This is a genomic window from Variovorax sp. PBL-E5 (assembly GCF_901827185.1).
GTDB lineage: Bacteria > Pseudomonadota > Gammaproteobacteria > Burkholderiales > Burkholderiaceae_C > Variovorax.
Genome location: NZ_LR594671.1, coordinates 3,836,224 through 3,861,578, shown reverse-complemented (window position 1 = coordinate 3,861,578; position 25,355 = coordinate 3,836,224). Strand labels below are relative to the sequence as shown.

The following is a 25,355-nucleotide window of genomic DNA, read 5'->3' as shown; positions in this document are numbered from 1 at the left end:
CAGGGCGCTCAGCCCGCGTCCGGCGCCTGGTCGTGGATGAGCCGCTTGCCGAGGCTCACGGCTTCGTCCTGCACGTAGCCGAGCCGGCGGTAGAACGCGATCACGCCTTCGTTGGACGAGCGCACCAGCAGGTTCAGCTTGGGGCAGCCGCGCTCGGTCAGCAGGCGTTCGGCCTCCTGCATCAGCGCGCGGCCATGCGACTGCCCGCGGTGCGCGGCCGACACGGCAACGTAGTAGACCCAGCCGCGGTGGCCGTCGAAGCCGATCATGGCCGTGGCCATCAGCTCGCCGTCCACCGTGCCGACCCGGAACAGCTCGGGCTGCTCGCCGAGCTTGCGCGCGATGTCGGCATGCGGGTCGTTCCACGGGCGCGTGAGGCCGCAGGCCTGCCACAGCGCGACGACCGCGGCTTCGTCCTCCGGCGCGAAGGCCCGGATCTTCATGATGCGGGTCACGGTCCTGCTCAGCGCGGCGCGTCGCCCTTGCGGTACTCGGCGGTCAGCTCGTCGAGCCGCTGCTTGAGGTCCGCGTCGAGCTTGTACGCGGCCGCCGCGAGCGTGGCATCCAGCTGCTCGGGCCGGCTGGCGCCCAGCAGCGGCGCGGTGATCAGGGGATTGGCCATCACCCAGGCGACCGCCAAGGTGGCGAGCGGCACACCGGCTTCATCGGCCAGCTTGTGCAGCGCGGTCACGGTCGCGAAGCTGCGCTCGTTCCAGTAGCGCTTCTGGTACATCGAGCCGGCGGTGCCGAGCGTGAAGCGCGTGTTCTCCTCGGGATTGGCGCCGGGCTTGTACTTGCCGGTCAAGAGGCCGCCCGCGAGCGGGTTGTAGGGGATCACGCCCAGTCCTTCCTCGTCCGCGAGCGGCAGCAGCTCGCGCTCGATCTCGCGGAACAGCAGGCTGTAGCGCGGCTGCACCGAGACCACCCGCGTGAGCCTGTGCAGTTCGGCACGGCCGATCATGCGCGCCAGCCGGTAGGCCAGGAAGTTGGAGACGCCGATGTAGCGCGCGCGCCCCGAGCGCACGATCGTGTCGAGCGCCTCGAGGCTTTCGTCGAGCGGCGTCTCGCGGTCGTCGCCGTGCAGCTGGTAGAGATCGACGTGGTCGGTCTGCAGGCGCTCGAGCGAGGCATCGATCGCGTCCAGCAGGTGCTTGCGCGACGCGCCCTGGTCCCAGCTGTTGTGGCCGACCTTGCCGACCGCCTTGGTGGCGACGATGAAGTCGCCGCGCCGGCCCGGCCCCTTGGCGCGCAGCCAGCGGCCGATGATCTCCTCGGTGCGGCCGGTGGTCTCGACCGTGCCGCCGAGCGGATAGACGTCGGCGGTGTCGAGGAAGTTGATGCCGCCCTCGGCCGCGCGGTCGAGGATGCGGTGCGACACCGCTTCGTCCGTCTGCAGGCCGAAGGTCATGGTGCCGAGCGCCAGGCGCGACACGGTGAGGCCGGTGCGGCCGAGGCGGGTGGTGGGGATGCTCATGGGTGCGGCTCCGTTCGCTGCTGTGTCGATCCGCGATGCGGGATCGAGCGCGCGATGATAGTCACCGGCGCGCAAACCTGCTGGCGCTGCGGCATGGCGCCGCGCGGCCTACGCAGCGCCGCCGCCCAGCTGCGCGAGCTGATCGCGGATCGCCGCCGCGCTGTCGGGCCGCACCAGCCGTGCGATCTCCCGGCCATCGCGCAGGAAGATCAGCGTCGGCCAGAGCTTGACGCCGAACGAGCGGCCCAGCGGCCGGCCGCTGCCGTCCTCGACCTTGAGGTGGCGCAGCGTCGGCGCCTCTGCCAGGGCCTCGCCGATCAGCGGCTGCGCCGCCTTGCAGATGCCGCACCAGTTGGTGCCGAATTCGACCAGCGTCGGGCCGCGCAGGGCGTCGAGCTCGGCACGCGAGGGTTGCGCCGTTTCGTAGGGTGCGTTCATGGCGCGATTCTGCTTCAGCGGCGCGGATGCCGCCGGCCGCTGGCGAGCTTGCGGTACACCGTGGCGCGGCTGATGCCGAGCGTGCGCGCCGCTTCGGCCACGTTGCCGCGCGCGTCGTCCACTGCGCGGCGGATCAGCTCGGCCTCGACATCGCGCAGGCGCGGCCGGCCGGTGCCCGCGACCGGCGCCGCCGGCCGGGTGGCCTGCGGCCGGGCCTGCACGCGCAGGCCGGACCACAGCGGCACCTCGAGCACCGCATCGCCGCGGCGCGCGGCATCGAACAGTATCTGTGGCGAGAGCGCGAAAAGCTCGCTGCAGTGCACGGCCGCGGCGGCCGCCAGCGGCTGGTGCAGCATCTGGCGCGCCGCGGCGTTGGCGCCGGTCACGCGGCCGTCGGCGTCGATGCACAGCAGGCCGCCGGTGCCGCTGGCGTAGCCGGGCCAATCGATGCCCAGCAGCAGCTCGCAGGGATGGTCGCGCACCAGCGCGTTCTCGATGCTGCGCGCCGACAGCGCCGCCAGGTGCTGCAGCTCGGGCCGCTCGACCACCTGCACGCCGGTCAGGTCGAGCATGCCGATGCATTCGCCCTGCGGACCGAAGAGCGGCGCGCCGGCGCAGCTGTAGATGCCGGTGTCGTCGAAGAAGTGCTCGCCGCGGTGCAGCCAGACGGACGCGTGCTCGGCCAGCGCCGCGCCGATGGCGGTGGTGCCGACCGCGCGCTCGGACAGGTCGACGCCGATGCGCGCGATGTCGCGCGCATGGCGTGCCGCCGCATCGTGGCCGGCGGGCAGCGCGCCGACGTCGACCACGATGCCGTCGGCGTCGGTCAGGATCGCGAAGTAGCGGGTGTCGGCGATCGCGCGCGACAGCCGCTCGAGCACCGGCCGCGCGGCCAAGACCAGCGCGCGGTTGCGCTCGGCCACGCGCGCGGCCGCGGGGCCCGAGACCGGGTCGAAACTCACGCGCTGCTGGGGCCGGTGGCCGGCCGCCAGGCAGCGCTGCCAGGAGCGTGCCAGCCAGGGTTCGATGCGCGCGGCGCGGGCGCCGGCGGCGGGCTCGCCGTCGATCCATTCACGCCGTGCCTGCGCGATGGAGAGGGAGCGCTCAGGCACGGGTGAGGCGGTGGCAGTGGTCATCGTGTTTCATTTTGAGAATTTCAAGGAGAACGTGCAAGCGTCTAGGGTTTTGCCTAGGATGGTGCTCTTGCCCGGCGTCCAAGATTCAATTCGCCGAATCAGCCATCCACCCACGGAGACAGCCACATGCAGGTTCCTTTCACGGTCAACGGGCGCGAGGTCACGGTCGACTTGCCGCCCAACACCTTCCTCGTGCACGCGATCCGCGAGCATCTCCATCTCACCGGCACCCACGTCGGCTGCGACACCGCGCAGTGCGGCGCCTGCACGGTCCACGTCAACGGCCGCGCGATCAAGTCGTGCAACGTGCTGGTGGCGCAGGTGGCCGGCGCCGAGATCACCACCATCGAAGGCGTCGCGCAACCCGACGGCACCATGCACCCGATGCAGGCGGCCTTCAAGGAATGCCACGGCCTGCAATGCGGCTTCTGCACGCCGGGCATGGTGATGAGTGCCATCGACCTGTGCACGCACCATCCGAAGTCGAGCGAGACCGAGATCCGCGAACTGCTCGACGGCAACATGTGCCGCTGCACCGGCTACCAGAACATCGTGAAGGCGGTCCAGATGGGCGGGGAAGCGATGGCCGCCGCGCCCGCCAAAGCCGCCGTCACGGCATAAGGAGCACGACATGGGCGCACCCGACTTCGCAGGCCTGCCGCACATCGGCGAGGCTCTCAGGCGCAAGGAAGACTACCGTTTCCTCACCGGCGCAGGCCAGTACACCGACGACGTGCCGATCGCCAACCTGAGCCACGCCGTGTTCGTGCGCTCGCCGCACGCGCATGCCACCATCAAGTCGGTCGACACCGCCGCGGCGCTCAAGATGCCCGGCGTGGTCGGCATCTTCAGCGGCAAGGACATCGAGGGCAAGATGGGCGGGCTGCCCTGCGGCTGGCTGATCAACAACCCCGACGGCACGCCGATGAAGGAGCCGATGCACCCGATCCTTGCGATCAAGAAGGTGCGCTATGTCGGCGACCATGTCGCGATGGTGGTGGCCGAGACGGTCGAGCAGGCGAAGAACGCCGCCGAGGCGGTGGTGGTCGACTACGACGTGCATCCGGCGCTGGTCAGCGTGGCCGACGCGGCGAAGAAGCAGAGCGGCGTGACGATCCACGACGAGGCGCCCGACAACCAGTGCTACAAGTGGACGCTGGGCGACAAGGCGGGGGTCGATGCGGCCTTCGCCAATGCGGCGCACGTCACCAAGCTCGACCTCGTCAACAACCGGCTGATCCCGAACCCGATGGAGGCGCGCGTCGCCATCGGCAACTACAACCGGGCAAACGAGGAGTACGTGCTCTATGTCGCCAACCAGAACCCGCACGTCGAGCGCCTGTTGATGACGGCCTTCGTGCTCGGCCTGCCCGAGCACAAGGTGCGCGTGATCGCGCCCGACGTGGGCGGCGGCTTCGGCTCCAAGATCTATCTCTATGCCGAGGACGTGTGCCTGACCTGGGCCGCCAAGCAGCTCAACCGCAGCATCAAGTGGACGGGCGAGCGCTCCGAGTGCTTCCTGTCCGATGCGCACGGCCGCGACCACGTGAGCCACGCCGAGATGGCGATGGACAAGGATGGCAAGTTCCTCGCATTGCGCGTGCACACCGACGCCAACCTCGGCGCCTACCTCTCGACCTTCGCGACCGCGGTGCCGACCATCCTCTATGCGACGCTGCTCGCGGGCCAGTACACCACGCCGCAGATCTACGTCGAGGTCGATGCCTGGTTCACCAACACCGCGCCGGTCGATGCCTACCGCGGCGCCGGCCGGCCCGAAGCGACCTACCTGCTGGAGCGCCTGGTGTCGCGCTGCGCGTGGGAGATGAAGCTCGGCCAGGACGAGATCCGCAAGCGCAACTTCATCACCGCCTTCCCCTACCAGACGCCGGTCGCGCTGCAGTACGACACGGGCGATTTCCATGCCTGCATGAACAAGTCGCAGGCGCTGGCCGACGTCGCCGGCTTCGCGCAGCGCAAGGCCGCCAGCGAGGCCAAGGGCAAGCTGCGCGGCATGGGCTATTCGAGCTACATCGAGGCCTGCGGCATCGCGCCCTCGAACATCGCGGGCGCGCTCGGCGCGCGTGCGGGGCTGTTCGAATGCGGCGAGATCCGCGTCCATCCGACCGGCAGCGTGACCGTCTTCACCGGCTCGCACAGCCATGGCCAGGGCCACGAGACCACCTTCGCGCAGGTCGTCGCGGCGCGCCTGGGCATCGCCGTCGAGGCGGTCGACGTGGTGCATGGCGACACCGGCCGCGTGCCCTTCGGCATGGGCACCTACGGTTCGCGCTCGATCTCGGTCGGCGGCGCGGCGATCATGAAGGCGCTCGACAAGATCGAGACCAAGGCCAAGAAGATCGCCGCCCATCTGATGGAGGCCAGCGATGCCGACATCGAGTTCGCCAACGGCGAGTTCACCGTCAAGGGCACCGACAAGAAGATCCCCTTCGGCCAGGTGGCGTTGACGGCCTACGTGCCGCACAACTACCCGCTCGACAAACTGGAGCCGGGCCTGAACGAGACCGCGTTCTACGACCCGACCAACTTCACCTTCCCCGGCGGCACCTACATCTGCGAGGTCGAGATCGACCGCCAGACCGGCGAGGTCAAGGTCGACCGCTTCACCGCGGTCGACGACTTCGGCACCATCATCAATCCGATGATCGTCGAAGGCCAGGTGCATGGCGGGCTGGTGCAGGGCATCGGCCAGGCGCTGATGGAGAACTGCGTCTACGACGAGAACGGCCAGCTGCTCACCGGCAGCTTCATGGACTATGCGATGCCTCGCGCCGAGGACTTCCCGATGTTCAAGCTCGACACCGTGTGCACGCCCTGCACGCACAACCCGCTCGGCACCAAGGGCTGCGGCGAGGCGGGCGCCATCGGTTCGCCGCCGGCCGTGATCAACGCGGTGCTGGATGCGCTGGCGCCGCTGGGCGTCAAGGACTTCGACATGCCGGCCTCGCCGCACCGCGTCTGGGAGGCGATGCAGAAGGGCAGCGCGAGCCTGACGCCGCAGCCCTCGCTGGCCGCCAGCACCCAAGGCCGTCCGGCTCCCTGAACATCCGAAGGAAATTCCACCATGTACCCCTTCACCCTCGAACGTCCGGCCACCGTGGCCGATGCCGTCAAGCTGGCCGGCGCGGGCGGCAAGCCGCTGGCCGGCGGCCAGACCCTGCTGGCCTCGATGAAGCTGCGCCTGTCGGCGCCCGAACAGCTGGTCGACCTGAGCGGCATCAAGGAACTCACCGGCATCCGAAAGGACGGCAATGGCTTCGTGATCGGTGCGATGGCGCGGCATCTGGATGTCGCGAACAACGCGGAGATCAAGTCGGCCTTTCCGGCACTGGCCGACCTCGCGTCGCGCATCGGCGACCGCCAGGTGCGTGCGATGGGCACGCTCGGCGGCTCGGTCGCCAACGACGATCCGGCGGCCTGCTATCCGAGCGCGGTGCTGGGCACCGGCGCGACGGTGATCACCGACCGGCGCGAGATCGCAGCCGACGATTTCTTCCTCGGCCTGTTCACCACCGCGCTGGAAGAGGGCGAGCTGATCACCGCGATCCGCTTCCCGATCCCGAAGCGCGCGGTGTACGAGAAGCTGCGCCAGAAGGCCTCGAACTTTCCACTGGTCGGCATCTTCCTCGCGCAGTACGACAACGGCGTGCGCGTCGCGGTCACCGGCGCGGGCAATGGCGTGTTCCGGCACAAGGGCCTCGAGGATGCGCTGAACAAGAGCTTCACGCCCGAGTCCGCGGCCGGCGTGAAGATCGATGCGAGCGATCTCAACACCGACCTGCATGCGTCGGCTGCGTACCGGGCGAACCTGATCAGCGTGCTGACGCAGCGAGCCGTCGCCAAAGCCCTGGGCTGAGGAGCGCTAAGCTGCAGAGATGATCGACACCACGCCCGCGCTCGCCTCGCCTTTCCCTTCCATCGACGCGGTCGTGCAAGGGCTTCAGGGCGCCGGCTATTACGCGGACCGCCGGCTCGCCACGGCGGTGTTCCTCGCACTCAAGCTCCAGCGCCCCCTGCTGCTCGAAGGCGAGCCCGGCGTCGGCAAGACCGAACTGGCCAAGGCGCTGTCGGCCGCGCTCGGCCGCGAGCTGCTTCGGCTGCAGTGCTACGACGGCCTCGAACAGCGCGAGGCGCTCTACGAATGGAACTACGCCGCGCAACTGCTGCACATGCGCGCGGCCGAGGCACTCGGCACCTCGAACGATGTCGAGTCCGAGGTCTACCAGCCGCGCTACCTGATCCGCCGGCCGCTGCTGCAGGCGCTGCAGGCGCCGGCACCGGGCGCGGTGCTGCTGATCGACGAGGTCGATCGCGCCGACGAGCCCTTCGAGGCCTTCCTGCTCGAATACCTGGGCGAGTACCAGGTCAGCATTCCCGAACTCGGCACTGTGCGCGCGCTGGTGCCGCCGGTCACGCTGCTCACCAGCAACCGCACGCGCGAACTCAACGACGCGGTCAAGCGGCGCTGCCTCTACCACTGGCTCGACTACCCGGAGCGCGAGCGCGAGCTGGCGATCGTGCGCGCCCAGGTGCCGCAGGCCAGCGCGGTGTTGTCCGAGCAGGTCGCGGCCTTCATCGGGCGGCTGCGCAGCGCGCCTTTCGTCAACGCCTTCCAGCGGGCGCCGGGCATTGCCGAAAGCGTCGAATGGGCGCGTGCGCTGATCGCGCTCGACACCGTCGAGCTCGACCCCGAGATCGTGGTCGACACCGCCGGCATCCTCTTCAAGCAGCGCGACGATGTGGCCGCGCTGACGCGTGAGCTGGCTTCAGACCTGCTCAAGCCCGAGGAGGAGACGAACCCGTGAGCGTGCAGCAGCTCGGTGACGCCCGCCGGGGCAAGCTGGCCGACAACATGATGGGCTTCGGCCGCGCGCTGCGCCGCGCCGGCGTGCGCACCGACTCGATGCGCATCGCGCTGGCGGCCGAGGCCGCCACGCTGGTGGGCGTGGACCACCGGCCCGACCTCGCGGCCGCGATGGAGGCGGTGATGATCAGCCGCGAGGAAGACCGGCTGGTGTTCCGCGAGCTGTTCGACGCCTGGTTCCGCGACCCCGAACTCGCCAACAAGATGCTCGCGCAGATGCTGCCGAGTGCCGAAGGCAAGGCCGAGCCGTCGAAGCGCCGTCCGCGCGTGCGCGAGGCGCTCGCGCCGCCGCGGCCGTCGGTGCAGCCGGTGCAGAACGAGCGCGAGGTCGACTTCGATGCCGCGATGACGGCGAGCGACCGCCAGCGGCTGCACCATGCCGACTTCAATGCGCTCGGCGCGGCCGAGTATCAGCTGGTCGAGCGGCTCGCACGCGATGTCGCGCTGCCGGTGCCGCGGCTTCCCGCACGCCGGCTGCGCGTGACCGGCGACGCGGGCGCGCATTCGCGCATGCACTGGCCCGGCGTGTGGCACGAGGCCGGACGCACCGGCGGCGAGATGATCCGGCTGCCGCGCCTGGCGCGGCGCAAGCAGCCGCTGCCCTTGCTGGTGCTGGTCGACGTGTCGGGCTCGATGGAGCGCTACGCGCGCCTGCTGCTGGCCTTCCTGCATGCGGCGACGCGGCATTCCGGCCGGCGCGACGTGTTCGCCTTCGGCACCCGCCTGACCGACCTGACGCCGGCTTTTCGCATCGCCGATACCGACGCGATGCTGGTCGCGGCCGGCGCGGCCATCGACGATTTCGCAGGCGGCACGCGCTTCGGCGCGTCGCTCGCCGAACTGCGCGAACGCCATGCGCGCCGGCTCACGGGCCGCCGCACGCTGGTGCTGGTGATCAGCGACGGCCTCGACACCGGCGAGCCCGACGCGCTGGAGCGCGAGCTGCTGTGGGTCAAGCGCCATTCGCGGCGCATTCTCTGGCTCAACCCCTTGCTGAGGTACGAGGGCTACGCGCCGCTCGCGCGCGGTGCGGCGGTGTTGCATCGGCATGCGGATGCGATGCTGGCGGTCCACAATCTCAGTGCCTTAGAACAACTGGCCGCGAGCCTCGCGGCCTTGATGCGGGCCGGTCGATAACGGCGCCGGCATCTGATCGAATCAACCAAGGAAACCATCATGGAAATGCTCGGCAACCGCCGGCTCGGCATCACGCAGCAGCAGGCCTGGGAAGCGCTCAACGATCCGGAGACCTTGCGCAAATGCATCCCCGGCTGCGACAAGTTCGAGCTCACCGGCGACAACCAGTACACCGTCGCGCTGGCGGTCAAGATCGGCCCGGTGTCGGCCAAGTTCAACGGCAAGGTCACGCTGGCCGACATCACGCCGCCCGACAGCTACCGGCTCTCGTTCGAAGGGCAGGGCGGCGTGGCCGGCTTCGCGAAGGGTTCGTCGAGCGTGTCGCTCAAGCCGGTCGCCGACGGCGCTGAAGGCTGCGAACTCGACTACACCGTCAACGCGCAGGTCGGCGGCAAGATCGCGCAGCTCGGCCAGCGCCTGATCGACGGCGCCGCCAAGTCGACCGCCGACGATTTCTTCAAGCGCTTCGAGGCCGAGATGCAGAGCCGCTACGGTCCGCCGCCGGCCGCCGAAGCGGACACTGCGCAAGCCGCCGCGCCCGCGGCGGAAAAGACCGGCGCCGTGGCCGGCTTCATGCAGAAGCTGGGCATCGGCAGGAAGGCCGACAAGCCGGACGACAAAGCCTCGGAATAGACGCCATGGAAAACCTCGACGTGATGGTGTTGCGCACCCTGCGCGACTGGCGGCAGGCCGGCCGCCGCGCACTGCTCACGACCGTGGTGCGGACCTGGGGCTCGTCGCCGCGGCCCATCGGTTCGATCATGGCGCTGGCCGACGACGGCGCCGTGGTCGGCTCGGTCTCGGGTGGCTGCATCGAGGACGACCTGATCGCGCGCTACAGCCGTGCCCACGGCGCCGAAGTCGAGATGCCGACCGGCGCGCCGGCCTTCGTCAAGTACGGCATCACCGCCGACGAGGCGCACCGCTTCGGCCTGCCCTGCGGCGGCACGCTGGAACTGCTGCTCGAATACGACCCCGATGCGGCATCGCTGGCGACGCTGGTCGCGTCGCTCGAACAGGGGCGGCTGATGCAGCGCACGGTGGTGCTGGCGGACGGGGCAGTGCGCCTGGCCGAGGCGACGTCGCCGGCCGAACTCTGCGTCGACGACAAGGAACTGACCAACACCTTCGGGCCCGAATACCGCATGCTGCTGATCGGCGCCGGCCAGCTGGCCGAATACCTCGCGACGATGGCCAAGTTCAGCGGCTTCGCGGTCACCCTGTGCGACCCGCGCGCCGAATACCGCACCGCATGGTCGCTGCCCGGCGTGACGATGAGCACCGAAATGCCCGACGACGCGGTGACCGCCTTCCGCCCCGACCGCCGTACCTGCGTGGTCGCGCTGACGCACGATCCCAAGCTCGACGACCTCGCCTTGCTGGAAGCGCTGGACAGCGAGGCCTTCTATGTCGGCGCGATCGGCTCGCGCCGCAATGCCGAGGCGCGGCGCGAACGCATGATCGAGCACTTCGAGCAGACCGAGGCCTCGCTGGCGCGCCTGCGCGGCCCGATCGGCATCTACATCGGCAGCAAGACACCGCCCGAGATCGCGGTGAGCGTGATGGCCGAGATCCTGGCGGTGAAGAACAGCGTCGCGCTGCCGCGGGAAGCCGATGTGGCGGTGGCCAAGTCGGCCGCAGTCTGAGAAGGGTTCGCGCTCAGCGCTTGCGCGGGCTCCACAGCCCGGCGAGGAAGGTCGTGTTGCGGCCCATCGCGCGCTGCATGTCGCGCGATTCGCGGGCCTCCGTCCGGGCCATGGAGAGCGCGAAGACGGCGGCGATCAGCACGAAACACAGCACGCCGGCGATCAGCAGCCCGGTGAACGAAGCCAGCCAGAAGGCGATGGCCAGCACGGCGATGTTGGCGAGAAGGATGATGGCGCGCATGGACCACAGGCTATCAGGGAAGCCGCGCGGCGTGCGTGAACTATTGCGCGGAATGCGGCGCTGACGCGGCTATTCGGCCGCGCTCGCGGGGTCGCGCGCCGGGCCGTCGAAGGCGCGCAGCAGCAGCGGCGCGAGCGCCTGCATGCCGGCCGTGGCAGGCTGCATCGGCAACAGCCCCGGCGTGAAGCCGAGCGCCTCGAAGCGCTGGAGCAGTGCGGTGTCGGCGCTGATGATGTGGACCGGCACGTCCCACGACGCATTCTTGCCGCTGACGCTGGCCAGCGGCTGGTGGTCGCCGATCACGATCGTCACGAGCTTCGCCGGCGCGTGGCCCGCGAGGTAGTCGCCGAGCCAGCGGAAGGTGTAGCGCAGCGAGGCCACATAGGCCGGCACCGGCTCGAGCCACGACACCGGCTCGGCCTCGGCCTCTGCGGCCTGTTCCGACGTGTAGGCGTCGTCGCGCAGCAGCCGCGCCCAATCCGCCACGTAGGGCGCCAGCGGACGAAAGGGCGCATGGCTGGCCAGCGTCGGGAACACGATGAAGCGCGGCGGGCGCTGCCCGGCTGGCACGGCCAGTTCCTGCGCCTGCAGCAGTGCCATCGAGGCTTGGTCCGGGATATGCCAGTAGCCGAAGGGCGGGCCGCGGTAGCCCATGTTGTTCGCATCGGCGTAGCGGTCGAAGCCGTAGAAGCTGCCTTCGGGCCAGGGGCGCTGCAGGCCGGGCATCCAGTTCACCGTGCGGTACCCGTGCTGCCGGAAATGCCGCACCAGCGTCGGCCGGTCGGTGGACAGCAGCAGCTCGTAGTCGCCCGGGTCGCGCGTGTCGACGCCGCTCAGCAGCGCGGCATGCGCGAGCCACGAGCCGCCGCCATAGGTCGGCGAACGAAAGCGCGCCGACACCACCTGCCGCCCGCCGTCCTTCAGCGCCTCGGCGAACTGCGCGCGCGCCGGCGCGAGCTGCGCGGCCTGCTGCGGATCGTCGAGCGTGCAGACACCATAGGACTCGGCAAAGATCAGCAGCACGTCGGCGCCATGAAGGCTGGCCAGGTTGGTCGCCTCGAACGCGGGACTGGCCGACAGCTGCGAAGCCACCTGGCCCGGCAGCAGCTGGCGGGTCAGCAGCGCGGCCTGGCGCGCGATCGTCGGCGCGACCGGGATCGAGAAGAACCAGCGCGTGTCGAGCCCGCTCCATCCATGGACCGCGAAGCTCGCCAGCAGCAGCACACCCGCGAGCCCGACCGCCGGCCGCGGCGGGGGCCAGGCCAGCGTGCGCGCCATCGATTGCCAGCACCGGTGCGCGACGGCATCCACGAGCCAGATGACGACGATGGCTGCGACGGCGCCGAGGCCGGCCTGCCACCCCGCGACATCGCCCATCCGAAGCAGCGCCGCCACATGCCGGCCGTCCCAATAGAGATTGACCGGCCGGCCGAACACCGCGCGCACGGTGACATCGAGGTAGCGCGCGGTCGCCCAGACGGTGGTGATGGCGGCCAGCGCACGCAGCACGCCGGCCCCGGCCCGGCCGCGCAGCGCGACCCACGGCATCAGCACCAGCACCGCCATGCAGAGCTCGAAGGACAGCCGCAGCGTCGGCCGCGGCCACAGCGTGCCGTCGAGGTTGTCGAGCGTCAGAAGTCCGTTGAGGATGAGAAAGGCGGCGCCGAAGCGCAGCAGCCAGACGGCCCAGCCCGTCGACGCCTCGCGCTCGCGTGCCTTCATGCGCCACCCACCGCGCAAGGTTGCCGCCGGCGCGCCAGCAGCATGATGTCCGCGCCGAAGGAGGCGGCGAGCAGCGCAAGGCTGGCGGCGGCGATGAGCGTGGTCCATGGCCGCGGCACGATCGGCGCGAGGCACACGATCAGGCTCGTGATCTGCACCACGCAGATCGTCTTGCGCCGCAGGCTCGGCGCCAGCGGCGCCTGCAGCCAGGGCCAGGCGCGCATCGCGAGCACGAACGCGTAGCGCATCAGCCCGGCCGCGAGGATCCAGGCGCCGACCTTGCCGAAATGCATGAGCAGCAGCGACAGCACCAGCGTCAGCAGCGCATCGGTCTCCATGTCGAAGCGCGCGCCGAAGGCGCTGGCCATGCCGGTGGCGCGTGCCAGCGGGCCGTCCGCCGCGTCGAGCAGCGCGGCGATTGTCGCGATCACGACCACGGTCCAGGCCGCGCGCGATGCGTCGCCCACCGGTTCGCCGATCACGGCGGCCAGCAGCGCGACCAGCGACAGGCGCAGCAACGTGACGCCGTTGGCCGGACCGAAGCGCGCCAGTTGCGCATCGGCGTCGAGCGCTTGCAGCAGGACTGCGATCGCCAACCCGTAGACGGCCGCGGCCTTGAGCGGAAACCAGGGACTGGCGCCATGGGCCGCCGCCATGCCGCCGGCCAGCACGCACAGCAGCACGAAGCAGGCCGCGGCGGCGCGCCGCGCGCCCCGCCGCGCGACGGGTGTCGTCTTAAGATCGGTCGCCAGTGGCTTGAACAACATGGATCGCTCGCGACAGGCGGGCACTTGAAAAAAGGCAGCATGCCAGTAATTCCGTCCCGCGTCGCGTCCGACGCCACATGGGCCTGCTGGACCGAGGCGCCCGGCCGTGCCGCGCTGCGCGCCGAGACCTTGCGAGCGCCCGGTCCCGGCGAGGTCATGGTCCGCGCGCTGCACAGCGGCATCAGCCGCGGCACCGAGTTGATGGTGTTTCGCGGCGAGGTGCCGGCCACCGAATTCGAACGCATGCGCACGCCGTTCCAGGCCGGCGATTTTCCGGCGCCGGTGAAGTACGGCTATGCGAGCGTGGGCCGGGTCGAGCAGGGGCCGGCTGCACTGGTCGGTCGCGACGCATTCTGTCTTCATCCGCACCAGACCCGCTACGTGGTGCCGGCCGATGCCGTCCATCTGCTGCCCGCGGGCGTGCCGCCGGCGCGCGCGGTGCTGGCCGCCAACATGGAGACCGCCGTCAACGCCTTGTGGGATGCCGCGCCGCGCCTCGGCGACCGGATCGCGGTGGTGGGCGGCGGCGTGGTCGGGCTGCTGGTGGCATGGCTCGCGGGCCGCATGCCCGGGTGCGCGGTCGAGCTGATCGACACCCACGCGCCGCGCGCCGCGGTCGCGGCGCAGCTGGGCATTGCGTTCGCCAGCCCGGATGCGGCAACGCCCGATGCCGATCTCGTGGTCCATGCGAGCGGCCATCCGGAGGGCCTGGTCACCGCGCTGCGGCTGGCGGCCTTCGAGGCCACGGTGCTGGAGATGAGCTGGTATGGACAGCGCGCCGTCACGCTGCCGCTCGGCGAAGCCTTTCATTCGCGGCGCCTCGTGCTCAGGAGCTCGCAGGTCGGCCATGTCGCGCCCGCGCAGCGCAGCCGCTGGACGCACCGGCGCCGCATGGCGCTGGCGCTCGCGTTGCTCGCCGATCCGGTGCTCGATGCGCTGATCACCGACAGCGCACCCTTCGCCGAGCTGCCCGCGGTGCTGGCCCGGCTCGCGGCCGGCGCGCCCGGCACGCTCTGCCAGCGCATCGACTATCCCTGAACTTCTCTCACTTCTCTTGCCTGGAACCAGCCCATGTACAGCGTCAACGTCCGTGACCATTTCATGATCGCCCACAGCTTCCGCGGCGCGGTGTTCGGCCCTGCGCAGCGCCTGCATGGGGCGACCTACGTGGTCGATCTCGAGCTGCGCCGCACCGAACTCGATGCCGACGGCGTGGTGGTCGACATCGCGCTGGCGACCGAGGTGCTGAAGAGCGTGCTCGGCGAGCTGAACCTGCGCAACCTCGACGAGGACCCGGCCTTCGCAGGGCGCAACACCACCACCGAATTCATGGCGCGCGTGATCTTCGATCGCGTTGCGGCATGCATCGATGCGGGCCGGCTCGGGCCGCATGCGAGCGGGCTTGCGGGCCTGCGCGTGACGCTCAACGAATCGCATGTGGCATGGGCCGCCTACGAAGGCGCCTTGCCGGCGAGACCGTGACGGCCTTGCGCTGCAGCTTTCTCGTGCCGGGCGAGCTCGGCACGCGCACCGGCGGCTATTCCTACGACCGCCGCATCATCGAGGGGCTTCGCGCGCTGCGCTGGCAGGTCGATGTGCATTCGCTGGGCGAGGGCTATCCCATGCCGGGGACCGACGCGATCGCGCAGACGAAGCGCGTGGTCGAAGCCTTGCCCGATCACAGTTGCGTGGTGGTCGACGGACTGGCGTTCGGCGCGATGGCGGAGATGGCGCAACGGCATGCGCAGCGCCTTCGATGGATCGCGCTGGTGCACCATCCGCTCGCGCTCGAAACGGGGCTGTCTGCAGCGCAGAAACGCGCACTGTTCGACAGCGAGAAACGCGCGCTCGCGACCGCCCGCTGCGTGATCGTCACCAGCCCATCGACCGCGCGTGCACTGGCCGGCTTCGACGTGCCCGCATCGCACATCGTCGTGGCGGAGCCGGGGACCGATCCGGCACCGCTTGCGACCGGCTCGGGCGCCGACGATGCGCTGTCGCTGCTGTGCGTGGCGAGCGTGACGCCGCGCAAGGGCCACCGGCTTCTGGTCGAAGCGCTCGCCGGATTGAAGGACCGGCGCTGGACCCTGCGTTGCGCCGGCAGCCTCACCATGGACGCAGCCTGCGCGCGGGAGGTCGATGCGGCCATCGAGCGCCATGGCCTGCGCGGGCGCGTCGTGCTGCACGGCGAACTCGACGAGGCCGGACTGCAGCCGCTCTACGCGGGCTCGGATCTCTTCGTGCTGCCTTCTTTTCACGAAGGCTATGGCATGGCGCTGGCCGAGGCACTGGCGCGCGGAATTCCGGTGCTCGGCACGACCGCGGGCGCCATCCCCGACACGGTGCCCGCCGATGCGGGCGTGCTGGTCGCGCCGGGCGATGCGGCCGCGCTGCGGGCGGCGTTGCAGCGCTTGCTGGATGATCCTGCATCGCGCGCGCGACTCGCCGAGGGCGCGTGGACTGCGCGCTTGCGGCTGCCGACCTGGGCCGGGAGTGCGATGCGCGTTGCGGCGGCGCTCGGTGAGCAGACTCGCATTGGAGGTCGATGATGGAAGCGCAGGACATCCGGATCGCGATCGATCGACATTGGACGGGAGTTCCGCGATGGCGAGGTGGCGCGCGAGATTCAGTACTTTGCGGATCCCTTCGAGGCGCCCGCCTGGCGCGCTCAATGGGTCGAGCGGGCAGGGTGATCGACGGTGTTCTTCCTCGCCCAGAAAGCGCCCTGCGCCATCGGCCAGTCCCGAAGTGCGCGCAGCCACTGGCCGAAGCCGTCGTAGCCTGCGTCCCTGTGCTGCACGGTCGGCGTGTCGCGCCGGACTTGCCGCTTCACCGGGGCTATATGGGCGGCTTGCGATCGCTTCTGATCTGAGTGGCTGAAGGACCGTTGTGGAGCGCGTCGTATAGCCGGTTGGGGCCCTAACCAGCTGTACAGTTTTCTCCGAAGCGGGCGTTCAACATAGCGTGATGCGGTTCCAAGTGATGCCCCCTATTCTCGAAAGTAGAACGCGAGCTGACACGCTTTCGCATCGGGTACTTGGACTCGTTGAGGTTCACCTCGGAGCACTCCATTGGTAACGGCTTTGGTCTCCGCCAAACCGAGGCTGCAACGGCTCGCAGGGTCGTCGTGCAAGACCCCTTCATAACCCAGGTCGCCATCGATAATTTCAACAATTGCCGTAGTTAGTAGATGTTTGCATCAAGGGTCCCACTGAATGGGTGGCTGTGGCTGGCGGATTCAACTGGTCGATGCAGCGTAGGGGCCGAACATTTTCCATGCCCCCGGTCCCTTACTCCTGCAAACCTGCGGCGACGAGGGCGACGCCCAACGCGGCGGCAAGAGCCAGCTCGCAGTCCACGCCCGCGAACTGCCGCCCGTATCGAAAGTTCGGCTGCAGGTTCATCACCGTGGCAGCGGCTTTGCGCGCGTCGTCGATCCTGCCAAGCCCGGCTAGCGCCGCGGCCTGCAGCATGTACGAGATGCTGTGCGCCGGGTTAGCCTGGATTGCCCGGGTCGCGGCTTCGGCAGCCGCATCGAAGCGGCCAGACGCGAACTGCCCGAGGACAATCGAGTGCCAGGCTGCGAAGGCCCAGCCATCGAAGGGGCTCAGCCGCAGGCCCTTCTCGCCCCATTCGATCGCCCGCTGCACCTGCCCTGACCAGCCGAACACCACGCTGCCGAGGATGTACGTCAGCGCGCTCGACGGGCTGATCGCGAGTGCGGCATCGAAGGCCGCCGACGCCGCCGCGCGATCGTGTGCATCCATGCCCATCGAGAAGCCGGCGAACGTCAGCGCGAGCGCGTCATCCTGGCCGTTCGCCATCGCCGACCGGGCGTGACCGATCGAGGCCTCGCGGTCGGCTTCGTCGAGCCCGCCGCGCAGGAACCGATTGTGGTAGCACATCGCGGCATAGGCATGCGCCAGGGCATAGCCCGGCTCGAGCGCCAGCGCGCGACCGAGCAGCCCCAGTGCCCGGGTGGAGGGCTCGGGCATGCCCGAGAAGACGTCGGCCTGCGCCTGCAGCACGATTTCGTATGCGTGGAGGCTGTCTGGCCGCTTGCGCCTGACGCGCCGCGCCTCGGCCTGCCGCAACGTTGGCTCCATCGCGCCGACCACGGCGATCGCCACCTCGTCCTGCAGGTCGAACACGTCGCTCAGCGCGCGGTCGTAGCGCTCGCTCCAGACCTGCACGCCACTGGCCGCTTCGACGAGCTGACACGCGATGCGAATGCGATCCGATGCCCTGCGCACGCTGCCCAGCAGGAGGTAGCGCACACCGAGTTCCCGTCCCGCCTGCATCGCATCGACCACCGACTGCTGCCGGTACTTCAGAGTCGAACTTCGCGCAATGACGAACAGCCACCGAATGCGCGAGAGGCCGTTGACGATATCGTCGACCATGCCGTCGGCGAAATACGCTTGCTCGCCGTCGCCGCACAGGTCCGCGAACGGCAGCACGGCGACCGACGGCTTGTCCGACGTGCCGAGCGCCGGTGGATCGTCAGGCAGGGCCGCCGTCGGAGCGAGGCTGATGGGCGGCCCGACATAGCGGTAGCCGCGCCGAGGCAAAGTCTCGATCCAGGCCGCGCCGCCGGCTTCGCCCAGTACCTTGCGCAGCGCTGCGATCTGCACCGTGAGATTGCTCTCCTCCACGACCAGCCCGGGCCACGCAGCGTCGATCAGGGCCTCTTTGCTGACGGGCTGGCCCGCCTGTTCGAGGAGCCGTTGCAGCAGCGCAGCGGCGCGCGGACCGAGCGCGGTGGGCCGATTGCCGCGCATCAGCACCCGAAGGCCGGGCTCAAGCCTGTATGGACCGAACGCGTAGGTATTGGTCATGGACACACCGCACCGATTTCGGAGATCCTTTGTGACTACTTCGGGGTTTCTTCATGACCTGCGGGCCGGCGTTGCCCATGATCTGTGCAGCCCCTCGGATGAGGGCAACAACCCACGACGGAGAAGTATTATGGGCAAGACCTCAGTGATCCGGATGGCGCACGATGACCACGACGTAACCCTGGCGGGCCAACCGATGGCCTTCTTGGTGACGGGTGAGCACTCCCAACACACCAGCATGTTCGAATGGACACTGCCGCCACGATTCTCGACCGGCCGGCACGTGCACCGCGTCCAGGAGGAAACCTTCTACATGCTTGACGGCCAGTGCGAATGGCAGGTGGGAAATGAGACCGTTCGCGCGCTGCCGGGCACCTTCGTCTTCATCCCGCCGGGCGTGCCGCACAACATCGCCAACGTCAGCGAACAGCCTGCCCGGGTGATCATGACCGTCTCGCCGCCCGGACACGAACACTACTTTGAAGAACTGGCCCGGCTCGCATCGGCCGGCGCGTTGCACGACGCCCGGGTGATCGGCGACCTGCGGCACCGCTATGACACCGATCAGCTCTCGGCGTTGCGCGCCGACGACTGAAGCCGGCTGGCACAGGTGCAGGCCTTCAACGGCTTCGCCATCTGGACGATGGTGTTGCTAAAGAAGGCGTTGCTGGCGCGACCGAGTCATTGAATCTGCAGTACCTTCACACCTGTCGTTCGGGAAAGTTTTTCTGGCCGCCTGGATGACTGAAAGTGGCCGGTGCCAGCTGTTGACGCATCCTGCCACAGCAGCTACCGCGGCCACCGAGGTCCGGCCGCGCAAGGCCATGCTGCGGCTGAAACCCAATAAAAATGGTGGCGCCGTCCAGATCCCGCTGCGGCGCTCAAGGTCGGCTCATGGCCGGAAGGCGCCCACGAGATCTTCGCCCAAAACCCTCCATTTGGCGGATGCTCTGCGTGCGGGCCGTTTCAGCGCAGAGCCCTTGCTTACCTCCGCGAGAAGGGTTGAAGCAGGCCTGCGTCGCGCTGGTCCTTTCACCGGTGGCACGGCGTGCTGCGCTTGCGTCGGCCAACTCACTGGCCTCGGACCGCGGCGCCCGTGAGCACCGAATCCAGCGCCTGCTTCAGCCGAGCGATCAGTTTGTCCGCCGACTTGCCGTCGGGTGTGTACGCGAGGGGATGTACGCCAAACACTTCGCACAGTTCGACTTGTTCAGTGTCGGACTCTTCAGCCCCCGCTCGTGACGACATCGATTCTCCTTTCACAACCAACCGAAAAACTTCAGCAAAACGAATCCTAGAGATTGTGGCGCTATGGGGCTCATTCCGCTGTCATCGACGCTCGCACTGAGACGGACGCATGACACAAGAATTCTCATTTGCAGCGGCTCTGAGGAAAGTCAGAAAAGCCCGTGGCCTGAGCCAAGAGGATTTTTCGAGCGTGTTCAGTCGCACCTACCTGAGTTCACTCGCGCCGGAAGAGGCCGGCCGCTGCTTCACGGTGGAGGACCTGTCGTGAAGGAGCCGGATGACTTGCCTTCCAACTCGAAGCCGCCGGCTTCGGACGAGAGATTCGGCACGATCGTTCATCGATGCACGCGCGCGGATCTATTGGACTTCGGTGACCTGGTGGATGTCAGCCTGCCGGCGTTCTGCGTCGGATTCAAGTTGCCTGTCGCTGTCAGTCGTGCGGTGTGGGTCGAGTGCGTCGCGCCTTATGAGGCGTGCATCGAGCAACCCGGCGGGCAGGCGGGAGCGATTCGCTTGTCGACGCTGTTGTTCGCTGCGGTGGACGCCGCGCGAAAGAACCAGGACAAGGCGGAGCTGCTTTTCAGCTTTGCGCTGAAACGCTCCGGCAAGGCGCCGAAGCGGAAGAAGCTCAAATTAATCTGCAGTGCGGGCGACCATGGTGAACCGATGCTCACGGTGCTGGATCGCTACGAGGATTAGCAGCGAACTCAGCCTTGTCGATGAGGTGGACGAAGTGATCGCAGGTCAGCTCCCGCCCGACTGCCGACGGACCAGCGTTGCAAGCAAATCAGCCACTGCCACTGCCACTGCCACTGCCATCGGCCTCGATCCCGCCGCGGGTCGCACCCGCAAGCGGACCCTCCAGTGCGTCTTTGATGAAATCCACAAATGCCCGTAGCGGCGCCGGCAGCAAGCGGCGGCCGGGGTAATAGAGAAACGGCCCGGGGAAGCGCAGCCACCAGGGCTCGAGGATCGGTTCGAGCGCGCCGCTGACGAAGTAGGGCCGCAGCCAGTCCTCGAACAGGTAGATCACGCCGGCGCCGGCGATCGCTGCGTCCACCACGAGATCGGTCGTGGCGCCGATCCGCACGATCAGCTGCCCCGTCACGTCGACACGCAGCATCTCGCCGTCGCGTTCGAACTCCCACAGCGGCATCGAGCCGCTGGAGAAGCGGCCGCGAAGACACGCGTGGCCGAGCAGCTCGCGCGGATGCTCCGGGCGGCCATGACGATCGAAGTAGGCGGGCGCGGCCGCGACCGCGAAGCGCTGAAAGCGCGGACCGATCGGCACCGCGACCATGTCCTGTTCGAGCCGCTCGCCATAGCGGATGCCGGCATCGCACCCGGCTGCCAGCACATCGACGAAGCCGTCTTCGGCAATCACTTCGAGCGAGATGTCGGGATAGGCGGCGAGGAAGCGCGGCACGATCGACGGCAGCACGAGGCGCGAAGCGCTGATCGGCACGTTGAGCTTGAGCGTGCCGGCCGGTCGATCGCGAAAGCCATTGACCACGTCGAGCGCCGCTTCGACTTCGGTGAGCGCCGGCCTCAGCCGCTCGAGCAGGCGCTGTCCCGCTTCCGTCGGCAGCACGCTGCGCGTCGTGCGGTGCAGCAGCCGCACGCCGAGCTGAGTCTCGAGCCGCCGCACGGCCTCGCTCAAGCCCGATGCGCTCGTGCCGCTCAGACGTGCACCGTCGCGAAAGCCCTTCGCGCCTGCCACCGCCACGAAGGCGTTCAGATCCCCGAGGTCGACTTTCATTGTTTGGAATCCCGCACAGCCTGTGCCGATTATGGTGGGTTATCAAGCAGCGGTTCGCTGCCTAGACTGAGGCCCATGTCCCAGACTCAAACCCACACCATCACCTTCACGCTCGGCGACCGCACCGTCCACCGGCTCGGCTACGGCGCCATGCAGCTCGCCGGACCCGGCGTGTTCGGGCCGCCCCGGGATCGCGAAGCGGCGCTGGCCGTGCTGCGCGAAGCGGTCGAAAGCGGTGTCGATCACATCGACACCAGCGACTTCTACGGCCCGCACGTCACCAATCAGATCATTCGCGAAGCACTGGCGCCTTATTCGAAGGACCTCGTGATCGTCACCAAGGTCGGCGCGCGGCGCAGCGACACCGGCGGCTGGCTGCCGGCGTTCTCGCCTGATGAGTTGGCACAGGCGGTTCACGACAACCTGCGCAACCTAGGCCTCGACGTGCTGGACATCGTGAACCTGCGCGTCATGTTCGACACGCACGGTCCGGCCGAGGGGTCGATCGAGGCACCGCTCGCGGCGCTGGCCGAGCTGCAGCGCCGCGGTCTGGTGCGCCATATCGGCCTGAGCAACGTGACGCCGACCCAGGTCGCCGAGGGGAGCGCCATCTGCCGCATCGTCTGCGTCCAGAACCACTACAACCTCGTGCATCGCCACGACGACACGTTGATCGACGAGCTGGCACGCGACGGCATTCCCTACGTGCCGTTCTTTCCGCTCGGCGGCTTCACCCCGCTTCAGTCCTCCGGTCTCTCCGATGTAGCCCGAGGCCTTGGTGCCACGCCGATGCAGGTGGCGCTCGCGTGGCTCCTGCGCCGCGCTCCCAATATCCTGCTGATCCCCGGCACCTCGTCCATCGGGCATCTGCGCGAAAACCTGGCGGCGGCGAAGCTCGAGCTGCCTGACGACGCGATCGAAGCGCTGAATCGCGTGGCCGTTTCGCGCGGCGCCTGAGAGCGCCGCTCTACTTGCGCAGGATGGGTCGTTGCCGGGTCAAGCCTGGCGCAGAAAGGCGTCGTAGGCGGCAATCGTCCGGCCGACGGCCTCGTCGGACTGTCCGGGGTACCAGACAGTCGCCGGCATCGGGGTGACGACGGTGCCTTCAGGCGCAAGTCGCCGGGCCAATGCCAAGCCTTCGACCAGCATGTCTGCAGGCCCCGCACAGATCATGGCCGGACGCGGCAACAGCGCAAGACGTGCGCGCGTGTCATAGACGAAGGCCGACCGATACGACAGGTGGTAGGTCGTGCCGCTCTTGAGCAGGCCGACGGTCCAGTCATGCAGGGTTTGCAAAGGCGGCAGGCCCAGCGAGCGCGCCGCGTCGCGCCGTTGCCGGTACCAGGGCCAGAACAGGAACATGTCGCGGCGCATGTTCCAGGCCTTGAGCAGATGCGTACCCCAGCGATCGGGCGTGATGGGCGGCAGGTAATGCTGCAGGATGTCCGCAGCGAAATCGGCATCGATCAGCACCGGCGCCTCCAGCACCATCCGGCCGATGCGCTCGGGCCTCTGGATCGCCAGTTCCATCGCGACCATCGCGCCGGTGTGGGTGCCGAACAGATCGACGATGTCCAGGCCGAGGGCGTCGATCACCTCCAAGGCATGGCGCGCCAGCACGGCAATGTCGATGTCGCCTTGTGCCTTGCCGGAGTCACCGTTGCCCAGATAGTCGCAGGCAATGACTTCACGGCCGGCGGCGAGGCCCCGCATCAGGGGTTCGAGTGGTGCGGCCGATCCGGGCGCGGAGTGGAACATCAGCAGCGTCCGGCCACCGCGGCCGGTCCGGCGCAGGTGGACGCGGCCCGAGGGCGTTTGCACGTAGCCGTAGCGCATGGCGTTGCCATCGGCCGGAGGTGGCGCCGCATGCGAAGCCGGCGGCAGTGATCCGGCAAGAAGGGCGAGGCGGTCCTTCAGCTCATGCATGTCGCGCACGTCGATGGCCGCCCGATCACCGTCGACTGCCGCGAAGCCCGCCGCGCAACAAGCCCAGAGGGCGGCATAGGCGTCCGGGCGCACCGCCGCAGCGACCACCGCCGCGTCCAGCGCATGATCGTCCGGCAAGGGGGAACCCGTCTTGCCAGCGCGCGCCGGGTCGGCCGGGTCGAGCATGGCGCGGTCGCGAAAATGGGACCACAGGGCCAGCAGGTGCCCGCCGTCATGGCGCAACGCCAGCGAGGAAGGGCCGCTGTGATGGACCCGCCATTGCGCCGCCTTGTCGCGGTCCAGCAGCAAGGGTGTGCCCAGGCCAGGGCGCCGTGCAGCCAGTGCCAGCGCGATGGGCGCGCTGAGGTCAAGCGCCAGCAGCGCGCCCTGCGCGATGCCCAGGAGGGTCAGCGCTTCGTCCAGAATGCCGGCGAGTTGTGCCGGGCTGTGCGGTGCGATGCCCGACGAGCCGCCGATGCCCGGCAGTTCGATTACCGTCACGCGCCAGCCCTGACATGCAGCGTGCACGAGATCGGCAGCGACGGCCGCGGACATCACCAGCCCCGGCAACACCACCAATTGAGGCCCGGTGCCGGCACGGTACACCCGCAGGGCGCCCGCGCTGGTGGTGACGTAGTCTGCGACGCCCACGCTGGAAGACGAGAAATCGGTCATTGAGTTGTTCTGTCGCGTTCAATGCTCCGCGCGTTCTGCGGCAGTGGACGGGATGCTAGGTCACAGGCCGTGGGGGGCCTGCAGGGTATTCATCTAAATGTCCACATGGTGGAGTGGAATTGCTCCGCTCTTGTGCATCGGATCGGGTCCAGGAGCAGTCCTTCGCCAACGTCCGCTACACCGCTTGCAGGGCGCAGCATGGCCGTACCAGCAACCAGCGTGGGTGTTCAGCAAGCGCGAACTTCCCGGCCTGCCTTCCGCGGCCATTCACGTCGTCCGAGGTGACGTGAGGCCGGTGCACGAAGCAATGACGCTGGCTGCGCGGGGCAAGAACGATTCCATGACGCCGGGTTGCTCGACGAGAGCATTGTTCAAATCGGATCCGTCACCCTGGCCTCCGGCAAGCCGCTGCTTCCCCGCCGCATTGTGTCGCCGCCCATGCAGCTCAAGGAGGCCAAGCTTGTCGGGCCCGGATTTGCCGAACTCACCTACGCAGTGCCGGCGAAGCAGTGATGCTCGCGCGCGTCCCCAGGTACTCCGACAACAGCTTGCCCGCCACCGACAGGCCCTCTGCGTCGCGAAAGCAGAGAACGAAACGGCGCTCGGCCCACGGCTCGGCCAGCGAGATGACGCGCAAGCCGTTCGATGCGCCTTGGCGGTCGGCCACTTCCCTGGAGATGACGCCGATGGCCAGGCCTGCGCGCACCGCGCCCAGTGCTGCCTCGAAATTGCCCACGATGATGCGATGCAGCAAGACGCGGCCCGACAGCGCGGCGGCGCGCTGGAGCGTGACCTCCAGCGTGCTGCTGCTGGGCACGCCGACATGCTCGTAGCCGAGCGTCTCTTCGAAGCGAACCACCTTTCGCGAGGCGAGCGGATGGCCGCGCGGCACGACGATACAGAGATGATCGCTGCGGTAGGGCCGATGCTGCAGCGTCCCGAGACCGACGGCATCCCAGCACACGCCCAGCGACGCCAGGCCATCGCGCACGCCTGAGACAACCTCCGGACTCAATCGCTCCTCGAGGTCGACCTGGATGGTGCTGTGCGCCGGCATTTTCAGGAAGGACGCGACGTCGTTGGCGAGCGGCCCGGCCATGGTCGAGATGCTTGCGAGAACCCGCACCTGGCCGCGCGCGCCCGTGAGGTAGCTTTCCATGTCGCGCTCGATGCGTGCGGCGCCGTCGAGCATGCCGCGCGCATGCTCCAGCAGGGTCTGGCCCGCTGCCGTCGGGACGACGCCATGGCGCTTGCGCACCAGCAGCGGCGTTCGCAGTCGATCCTCGAGCTGCGCCAGCCGCTTGCTGATCGCAGAGCCGACGATGTGGGCCTGCTCGCCGGCGCGCGCCATGTTGCCGGTCTCGCAGACCGCGACGAACAGGCGCAGCGTAGTGAGGTCGAGGTCGCGCAAGATATTCCGATCGGGAATTCAGAGCTTCTCAAATTGACAACCAGGCTCTGTT

General features: G+C 68.7%; 27 protein-coding genes and 1 pseudogene. 15 read left to right on the top strand and 13 right to left on the bottom strand.

Features of this window, described 5'->3' with window-relative positions:
- Window positions 1–8 precede the first annotated feature (8 nt).
- The 4 genes from WDLP6_RS18790 to WDLP6_RS18775 form a co-directional block, all read right to left on the bottom strand.
- Window positions 9–443: a GNAT family acetyltransferase gene (locus WDLP6_RS18790; protein WP_162595156.1), complete on the bottom strand. Its 435-nt coding sequence runs from the start codon at window positions 441–443 to the stop codon at window positions 9–11.
- Between the two features lie 20 nt (window positions 444–463).
- Window positions 464–1,474: an aldo/keto reductase gene (locus WDLP6_RS18785; protein WP_162593571.1), complete on the bottom strand. Its 1,011-nt coding sequence runs from the start codon at window positions 1,472–1,474 to the stop codon at window positions 464–466.
- 108 nt (window positions 1,475–1,582) lie between these two features.
- A complete protein-coding gene (locus tag WDLP6_RS18780) occupies window positions 1,583–1,912 on the bottom strand; it encodes a thioredoxin family protein (RefSeq protein ID WP_162593570.1) in 330 nt (109 codons plus the stop codon).
- Between the two features lie 14 nt (window positions 1,913–1,926).
- Window positions 1,927–3,048 carry a helix-turn-helix domain-containing protein gene (locus WDLP6_RS18775; protein WP_162593569.1) on the bottom strand — a complete coding sequence of 374 codons (1,122 nt, stop codon included), beginning with the start codon at window positions 3,046–3,048 and terminating at the stop codon, window positions 1,927–1,929.
- Window positions 3,049–3,174: 126 nt separating this feature from the next.
- Between WDLP6_RS18775 and WDLP6_RS18770 the strand changes: the two genes are divergently transcribed.
- Genes WDLP6_RS18770 through WDLP6_RS18740 form a run of 7 tightly spaced genes read left to right on the top strand, consistent with a single transcriptional unit; the run spans window position 3,175 to window position 10,716 of the window.
- The gene (locus WDLP6_RS18770) at window positions 3,175–3,669 is read left to right on the top strand and encodes a (2Fe-2S)-binding protein (RefSeq protein WP_162593568.1); all 495 of its coding nucleotides are present in this window, start codon (window positions 3,175–3,177) and stop codon (window positions 3,667–3,669) included.
- A 10-nt stretch (window positions 3,670–3,679) separates the two neighbouring features.
- The gene (locus tag WDLP6_RS18765; RefSeq protein WP_162593567.1) at window positions 3,680–6,112 is read left to right on the top strand and encodes a xanthine dehydrogenase family protein molybdopterin-binding subunit; all 2,433 of its coding nucleotides are present in this window, start codon (window positions 3,680–3,682) and stop codon (window positions 6,110–6,112) included.
- 21 nt (window positions 6,113–6,133) lie between these two features.
- Window positions 6,134–6,925, top strand: a complete 792-nt coding sequence (locus WDLP6_RS18760) for an FAD binding domain-containing protein (protein WP_162593566.1) — start codon at window positions 6,134–6,136, stop codon at window positions 6,923–6,925.
- 19 nt (window positions 6,926–6,944) lie between these two features.
- Window positions 6,945–7,874 carry an AAA family ATPase gene (locus tag WDLP6_RS18755; protein WP_162593565.1) on the top strand — a complete coding sequence of 310 codons (930 nt, stop codon included), beginning with the start codon at window positions 6,945–6,947 and terminating at the stop codon, window positions 7,872–7,874.
- Window positions 7,875–7,921: 47 nt separating this feature from the next.
- Window positions 7,922–9,070 (top strand): vWA domain-containing protein, encoded by a 1,149-nt coding sequence (locus WDLP6_RS18750; RefSeq protein WP_162595155.1) that lies wholly within the window; start codon window positions 7,922–7,924, stop codon window positions 9,068–9,070.
- 39 nt (window positions 9,071–9,109) lie between these two features.
- Window positions 9,110–9,703, top strand: coding sequence for a CoxG family protein (locus WDLP6_RS18745; RefSeq protein ID WP_162568675.1), 594 nt, complete (start codon window positions 9,110–9,112; stop codon window positions 9,701–9,703).
- 5 nt (window positions 9,704–9,708) lie between these two features.
- On the top strand, window positions 9,709–10,716 hold the full coding sequence (locus tag WDLP6_RS18740; RefSeq protein WP_162593564.1) for an XdhC family protein: 1,008 nt from the start codon (window positions 9,709–9,711) through the stop codon (window positions 10,714–10,716).
- 13 nt (window positions 10,717–10,729) lie between these two features.
- Here the strand turns inward: WDLP6_RS18740 and WDLP6_RS18735 are convergent, their stop codons facing one another.
- The 3 genes from WDLP6_RS18735 to WDLP6_RS18725 form a co-directional block, all read right to left on the bottom strand.
- On the bottom strand, window positions 10,730–10,957 hold the full coding sequence (locus tag WDLP6_RS18735) for a hypothetical protein (RefSeq protein WP_162568673.1): 228 nt from the start codon (window positions 10,955–10,957) through the stop codon (window positions 10,730–10,732).
- A 69-nt stretch (window positions 10,958–11,026) separates the two neighbouring features.
- Window positions 11,027–12,679: a sulfatase-like hydrolase/transferase gene (locus tag WDLP6_RS18730; RefSeq protein WP_162593563.1), complete on the bottom strand. Its 1,653-nt coding sequence runs from the start codon at window positions 12,677–12,679 to the stop codon at window positions 11,027–11,029.
- Complete coding sequence (locus WDLP6_RS18725; RefSeq protein ID WP_162593562.1) at window positions 12,676–13,446, bottom strand: CDP-alcohol phosphatidyltransferase family protein; 771 nt, start codon at window positions 13,444–13,446, stop codon at window positions 12,676–12,678. The genes WDLP6_RS18730 and WDLP6_RS18725 overlap by 4 nt, the downstream gene beginning before the upstream one ends.
- 39 nt (window positions 13,447–13,485) lie before the next feature.
- Between WDLP6_RS18725 and WDLP6_RS18720 the strand changes: the two genes are divergently transcribed.
- Genes WDLP6_RS18720 through WDLP6_RS18710 form a run of 3 tightly spaced genes read left to right on the top strand, consistent with a single transcriptional unit; the run spans window position 13,486 to window position 15,995 of the window.
- Window positions 13,486–14,484: a zinc-dependent alcohol dehydrogenase gene (locus tag WDLP6_RS18720; protein ID WP_162593561.1), complete on the top strand. Its 999-nt coding sequence runs from the start codon at window positions 13,486–13,488 to the stop codon at window positions 14,482–14,484.
- Window positions 14,485–14,517: 33 nt separating this feature from the next.
- The gene (locus WDLP6_RS18715; RefSeq protein WP_162593560.1) at window positions 14,518–14,928 is read left to right on the top strand and encodes a 6-pyruvoyl trahydropterin synthase family protein; all 411 of its coding nucleotides are present in this window, start codon (window positions 14,518–14,520) and stop codon (window positions 14,926–14,928) included.
- Entirely contained in the window at window positions 14,889–15,995 is a 1,107-nt protein-coding gene (locus WDLP6_RS18710) for a glycosyltransferase family 4 protein (protein WP_162593559.1), read from the top strand. The genes WDLP6_RS18715 and WDLP6_RS18710 overlap by 40 nt, the downstream gene beginning before the upstream one ends.
- 119 nt (window positions 15,996–16,114) lie before the next feature.
- Here the strand turns inward: WDLP6_RS18710 and WDLP6_RS18705 are convergent, their stop codons facing one another.
- Both WDLP6_RS18705 and WDLP6_RS18700 read right to left on the bottom strand, forming a co-directional pair.
- The gene (locus WDLP6_RS18705) at window positions 16,115–16,279 is read right to left on the bottom strand and encodes a hypothetical protein (protein WP_162593558.1); all 165 of its coding nucleotides are present in this window, start codon (window positions 16,277–16,279) and stop codon (window positions 16,115–16,117) included.
- A gap of 457 nt (window positions 16,280–16,736) precedes the next feature.
- Window positions 16,737–18,227 carry a winged helix-turn-helix domain-containing protein gene (locus WDLP6_RS18700; protein WP_232077483.1) on the bottom strand — a complete coding sequence of 497 codons (1,491 nt, stop codon included), beginning with the start codon at window positions 18,225–18,227 and terminating at the stop codon, window positions 16,737–16,739.
- Window positions 18,228–18,414: 187 nt separating this feature from the next.
- Here WDLP6_RS18700 and WDLP6_RS18695 point away from each other — a divergent pair, with 187 nt between their 5' ends.
- Complete coding sequence (locus WDLP6_RS18695; protein WP_162593556.1) at window positions 18,415–18,879, top strand: cupin domain-containing protein; 465 nt, start codon at window positions 18,415–18,417, stop codon at window positions 18,877–18,879.
- Between the two features lie 476 nt (window positions 18,880–19,355).
- Here the strand turns inward: WDLP6_RS18695 and WDLP6_RS18690 are convergent, their stop codons facing one another.
- The gene (locus WDLP6_RS18690) at window positions 19,356–19,532 is read right to left on the bottom strand and encodes a hypothetical protein (protein WP_162593555.1); all 177 of its coding nucleotides are present in this window, start codon (window positions 19,530–19,532) and stop codon (window positions 19,356–19,358) included.
- Between the two features lie 109 nt (window positions 19,533–19,641).
- Here WDLP6_RS18690 and WDLP6_RS18685 point away from each other — a divergent pair.
- Together WDLP6_RS18685 and WDLP6_RS18680 are read left to right on the top strand one after the other, a co-directional pair.
- Window positions 19,642–19,752 (top strand): annotated as a pseudogene (locus tag WDLP6_RS18685) (helix-turn-helix domain-containing protein); the annotation flags it as partial.
- Between the two features lie 44 nt (window positions 19,753–19,796).
- Complete coding sequence (locus tag WDLP6_RS18680; RefSeq protein ID WP_162593554.1) at window positions 19,797–20,231, top strand: DUF6573 family protein; 435 nt, start codon at window positions 19,797–19,799, stop codon at window positions 20,229–20,231.
- An 88-nt stretch (window positions 20,232–20,319) separates the two neighbouring features.
- On the opposite strand, the gene WDLP6_RS18675 is transcribed toward WDLP6_RS18680, so the two are convergent.
- A complete protein-coding gene (locus tag WDLP6_RS18675) occupies window positions 20,320–21,291 on the bottom strand; it encodes a LysR family transcriptional regulator (protein ID WP_232077112.1) in 972 nt (323 codons plus the stop codon).
- A 75-nt stretch (window positions 21,292–21,366) separates the two neighbouring features.
- Here WDLP6_RS18675 and WDLP6_RS18670 point away from each other — a divergent pair, with 75 nt between their 5' ends.
- Window positions 21,367–22,248 carry an aldo/keto reductase family oxidoreductase gene (locus WDLP6_RS18670; protein ID WP_162593553.1) on the top strand — a complete coding sequence of 294 codons (882 nt, stop codon included), beginning with the start codon at window positions 21,367–21,369 and terminating at the stop codon, window positions 22,246–22,248.
- Window positions 22,249–22,287: 39 nt separating this feature from the next.
- On the opposite strand, the gene WDLP6_RS18665 is transcribed toward WDLP6_RS18670, so the two are convergent.
- Window positions 22,288–23,892 (bottom strand): alpha/beta hydrolase, encoded by a 1,605-nt coding sequence (locus WDLP6_RS18665; RefSeq protein WP_162593552.1) that lies wholly within the window; start codon window positions 23,890–23,892, stop codon window positions 22,288–22,290.
- Window positions 23,893–24,243: 351 nt separating this feature from the next.
- On the opposite strand from WDLP6_RS18665, the gene WDLP6_RS18660 reads away from it, so the two are divergent.
- Window positions 24,244–24,405 carry a hypothetical protein gene (locus tag WDLP6_RS18660; protein WP_197910170.1) on the top strand — a complete coding sequence of 54 codons (162 nt, stop codon included), beginning with the start codon at window positions 24,244–24,246 and terminating at the stop codon, window positions 24,403–24,405.
- Here WDLP6_RS18660 and WDLP6_RS18655 read toward each other — a convergent pair.
- Window positions 24,377–25,303 (bottom strand): LysR family transcriptional regulator, encoded by a 927-nt coding sequence (locus tag WDLP6_RS18655; protein ID WP_162593551.1) that lies wholly within the window; start codon window positions 25,301–25,303, stop codon window positions 24,377–24,379. The genes WDLP6_RS18660 and WDLP6_RS18655 overlap by 29 nt on opposite strands.
- Window positions 25,304–25,355: the final 52 nt, after the last annotated feature.

What these genes read in the sequence shown, in the direction of transcription:
- WDLP6_RS18790 (WP_162595156.1), bottom strand. Translation starts at nt 443, where the DNA reads ATGAAGATCCGGGCCTTCGCGCCGGAGGACGAAGCCGCGGTCGTCGCG.
- WDLP6_RS18785 (WP_162593571.1), bottom strand. Translation starts at nt 1,474, where the DNA reads ATGAGCATCCCCACCACCCGCCTCGGCCGCACCGGCCTCACCGTGTCG.
- WDLP6_RS18780 (WP_162593570.1), bottom strand. Translation starts at nt 1,912, where the DNA reads ATGAACGCACCCTACGAAACGGCGCAACCCTCGCGTGCCGAGCTCGAC.
- WDLP6_RS18775 (WP_162593569.1), bottom strand. Translation starts at nt 3,048, where the DNA reads ATGACCACTGCCACCGCCTCACCCGTGCCTGAGCGCTCCCTCTCCATC.
- WDLP6_RS18770 (WP_162593568.1), top strand. Translation starts at nt 3,175, where the DNA reads ATGCAGGTTCCTTTCACGGTCAACGGGCGCGAGGTCACGGTCGACTTG.
- WDLP6_RS18765 (WP_162593567.1), top strand. Translation starts at nt 3,680, where the DNA reads ATGGGCGCACCCGACTTCGCAGGCCTGCCGCACATCGGCGAGGCTCTC.
- WDLP6_RS18760 (WP_162593566.1), top strand. Translation starts at nt 6,134, where the DNA reads ATGTACCCCTTCACCCTCGAACGTCCGGCCACCGTGGCCGATGCCGTC.
- WDLP6_RS18755 (WP_162593565.1), top strand. Translation starts at nt 6,945, where the DNA reads ATGATCGACACCACGCCCGCGCTCGCCTCGCCTTTCCCTTCCATCGAC.
- WDLP6_RS18750 (WP_162595155.1), top strand. Translation starts at nt 7,922, where the DNA reads ATGATGGGCTTCGGCCGCGCGCTGCGCCGCGCCGGCGTGCGCACCGAC.
- WDLP6_RS18745 (WP_162568675.1), top strand. Translation starts at nt 9,110, where the DNA reads ATGGAAATGCTCGGCAACCGCCGGCTCGGCATCACGCAGCAGCAGGCC.
- WDLP6_RS18740 (WP_162593564.1), top strand. Translation starts at nt 9,709, where the DNA reads ATGGAAAACCTCGACGTGATGGTGTTGCGCACCCTGCGCGACTGGCGG.
- WDLP6_RS18735 (WP_162568673.1), bottom strand. Translation starts at nt 10,957, where the DNA reads ATGCGCGCCATCATCCTTCTCGCCAACATCGCCGTGCTGGCCATCGCC.
- WDLP6_RS18730 (WP_162593563.1), bottom strand. Translation starts at nt 12,679, where the DNA reads ATGAAGGCACGCGAGCGCGAGGCGTCGACGGGCTGGGCCGTCTGGCTG.
- WDLP6_RS18725 (WP_162593562.1), bottom strand. Translation starts at nt 13,446, where the DNA reads ATGTTGTTCAAGCCACTGGCGACCGATCTTAAGACGACACCCGTCGCG.
- WDLP6_RS18720 (WP_162593561.1), top strand. Translation starts at nt 13,486, where the DNA reads ATGCCAGTAATTCCGTCCCGCGTCGCGTCCGACGCCACATGGGCCTGC.
- WDLP6_RS18715 (WP_162593560.1), top strand. Translation starts at nt 14,518, where the DNA reads ATGTACAGCGTCAACGTCCGTGACCATTTCATGATCGCCCACAGCTTC.
- WDLP6_RS18710 (WP_162593559.1), top strand. Translation starts at nt 14,889, where the DNA reads ATGGGCCGCCTACGAAGGCGCCTTGCCGGCGAGACCGTGACGGCCTTG.
- WDLP6_RS18700 (WP_232077483.1), bottom strand. Translation starts at nt 18,227, where the DNA reads ATGCGCGGCAATCGGCCCACCGCGCTCGGTCCGCGCGCCGCTGCGCTG.
- WDLP6_RS18695 (WP_162593556.1), top strand. Translation starts at nt 18,415, where the DNA reads ATGGGCAAGACCTCAGTGATCCGGATGGCGCACGATGACCACGACGTA.
- WDLP6_RS18690 (WP_162593555.1), bottom strand. Translation starts at nt 19,532, where the DNA reads ATGTCGTCACGAGCGGGGGCTGAAGAGTCCGACACTGAACAAGTCGAA.
- WDLP6_RS18675 (WP_232077112.1), bottom strand. Translation starts at nt 21,291, where the DNA reads ATGAAAGTCGACCTCGGGGATCTGAACGCCTTCGTGGCGGTGGCAGGC.
- WDLP6_RS18670 (WP_162593553.1), top strand. Translation starts at nt 21,367, where the DNA reads ATGTCCCAGACTCAAACCCACACCATCACCTTCACGCTCGGCGACCGC.
- WDLP6_RS18665 (WP_162593552.1), bottom strand. Translation starts at nt 23,892, where the DNA reads ATGACCGATTTCTCGTCTTCCAGCGTGGGCGTCGCAGACTACGTCACC.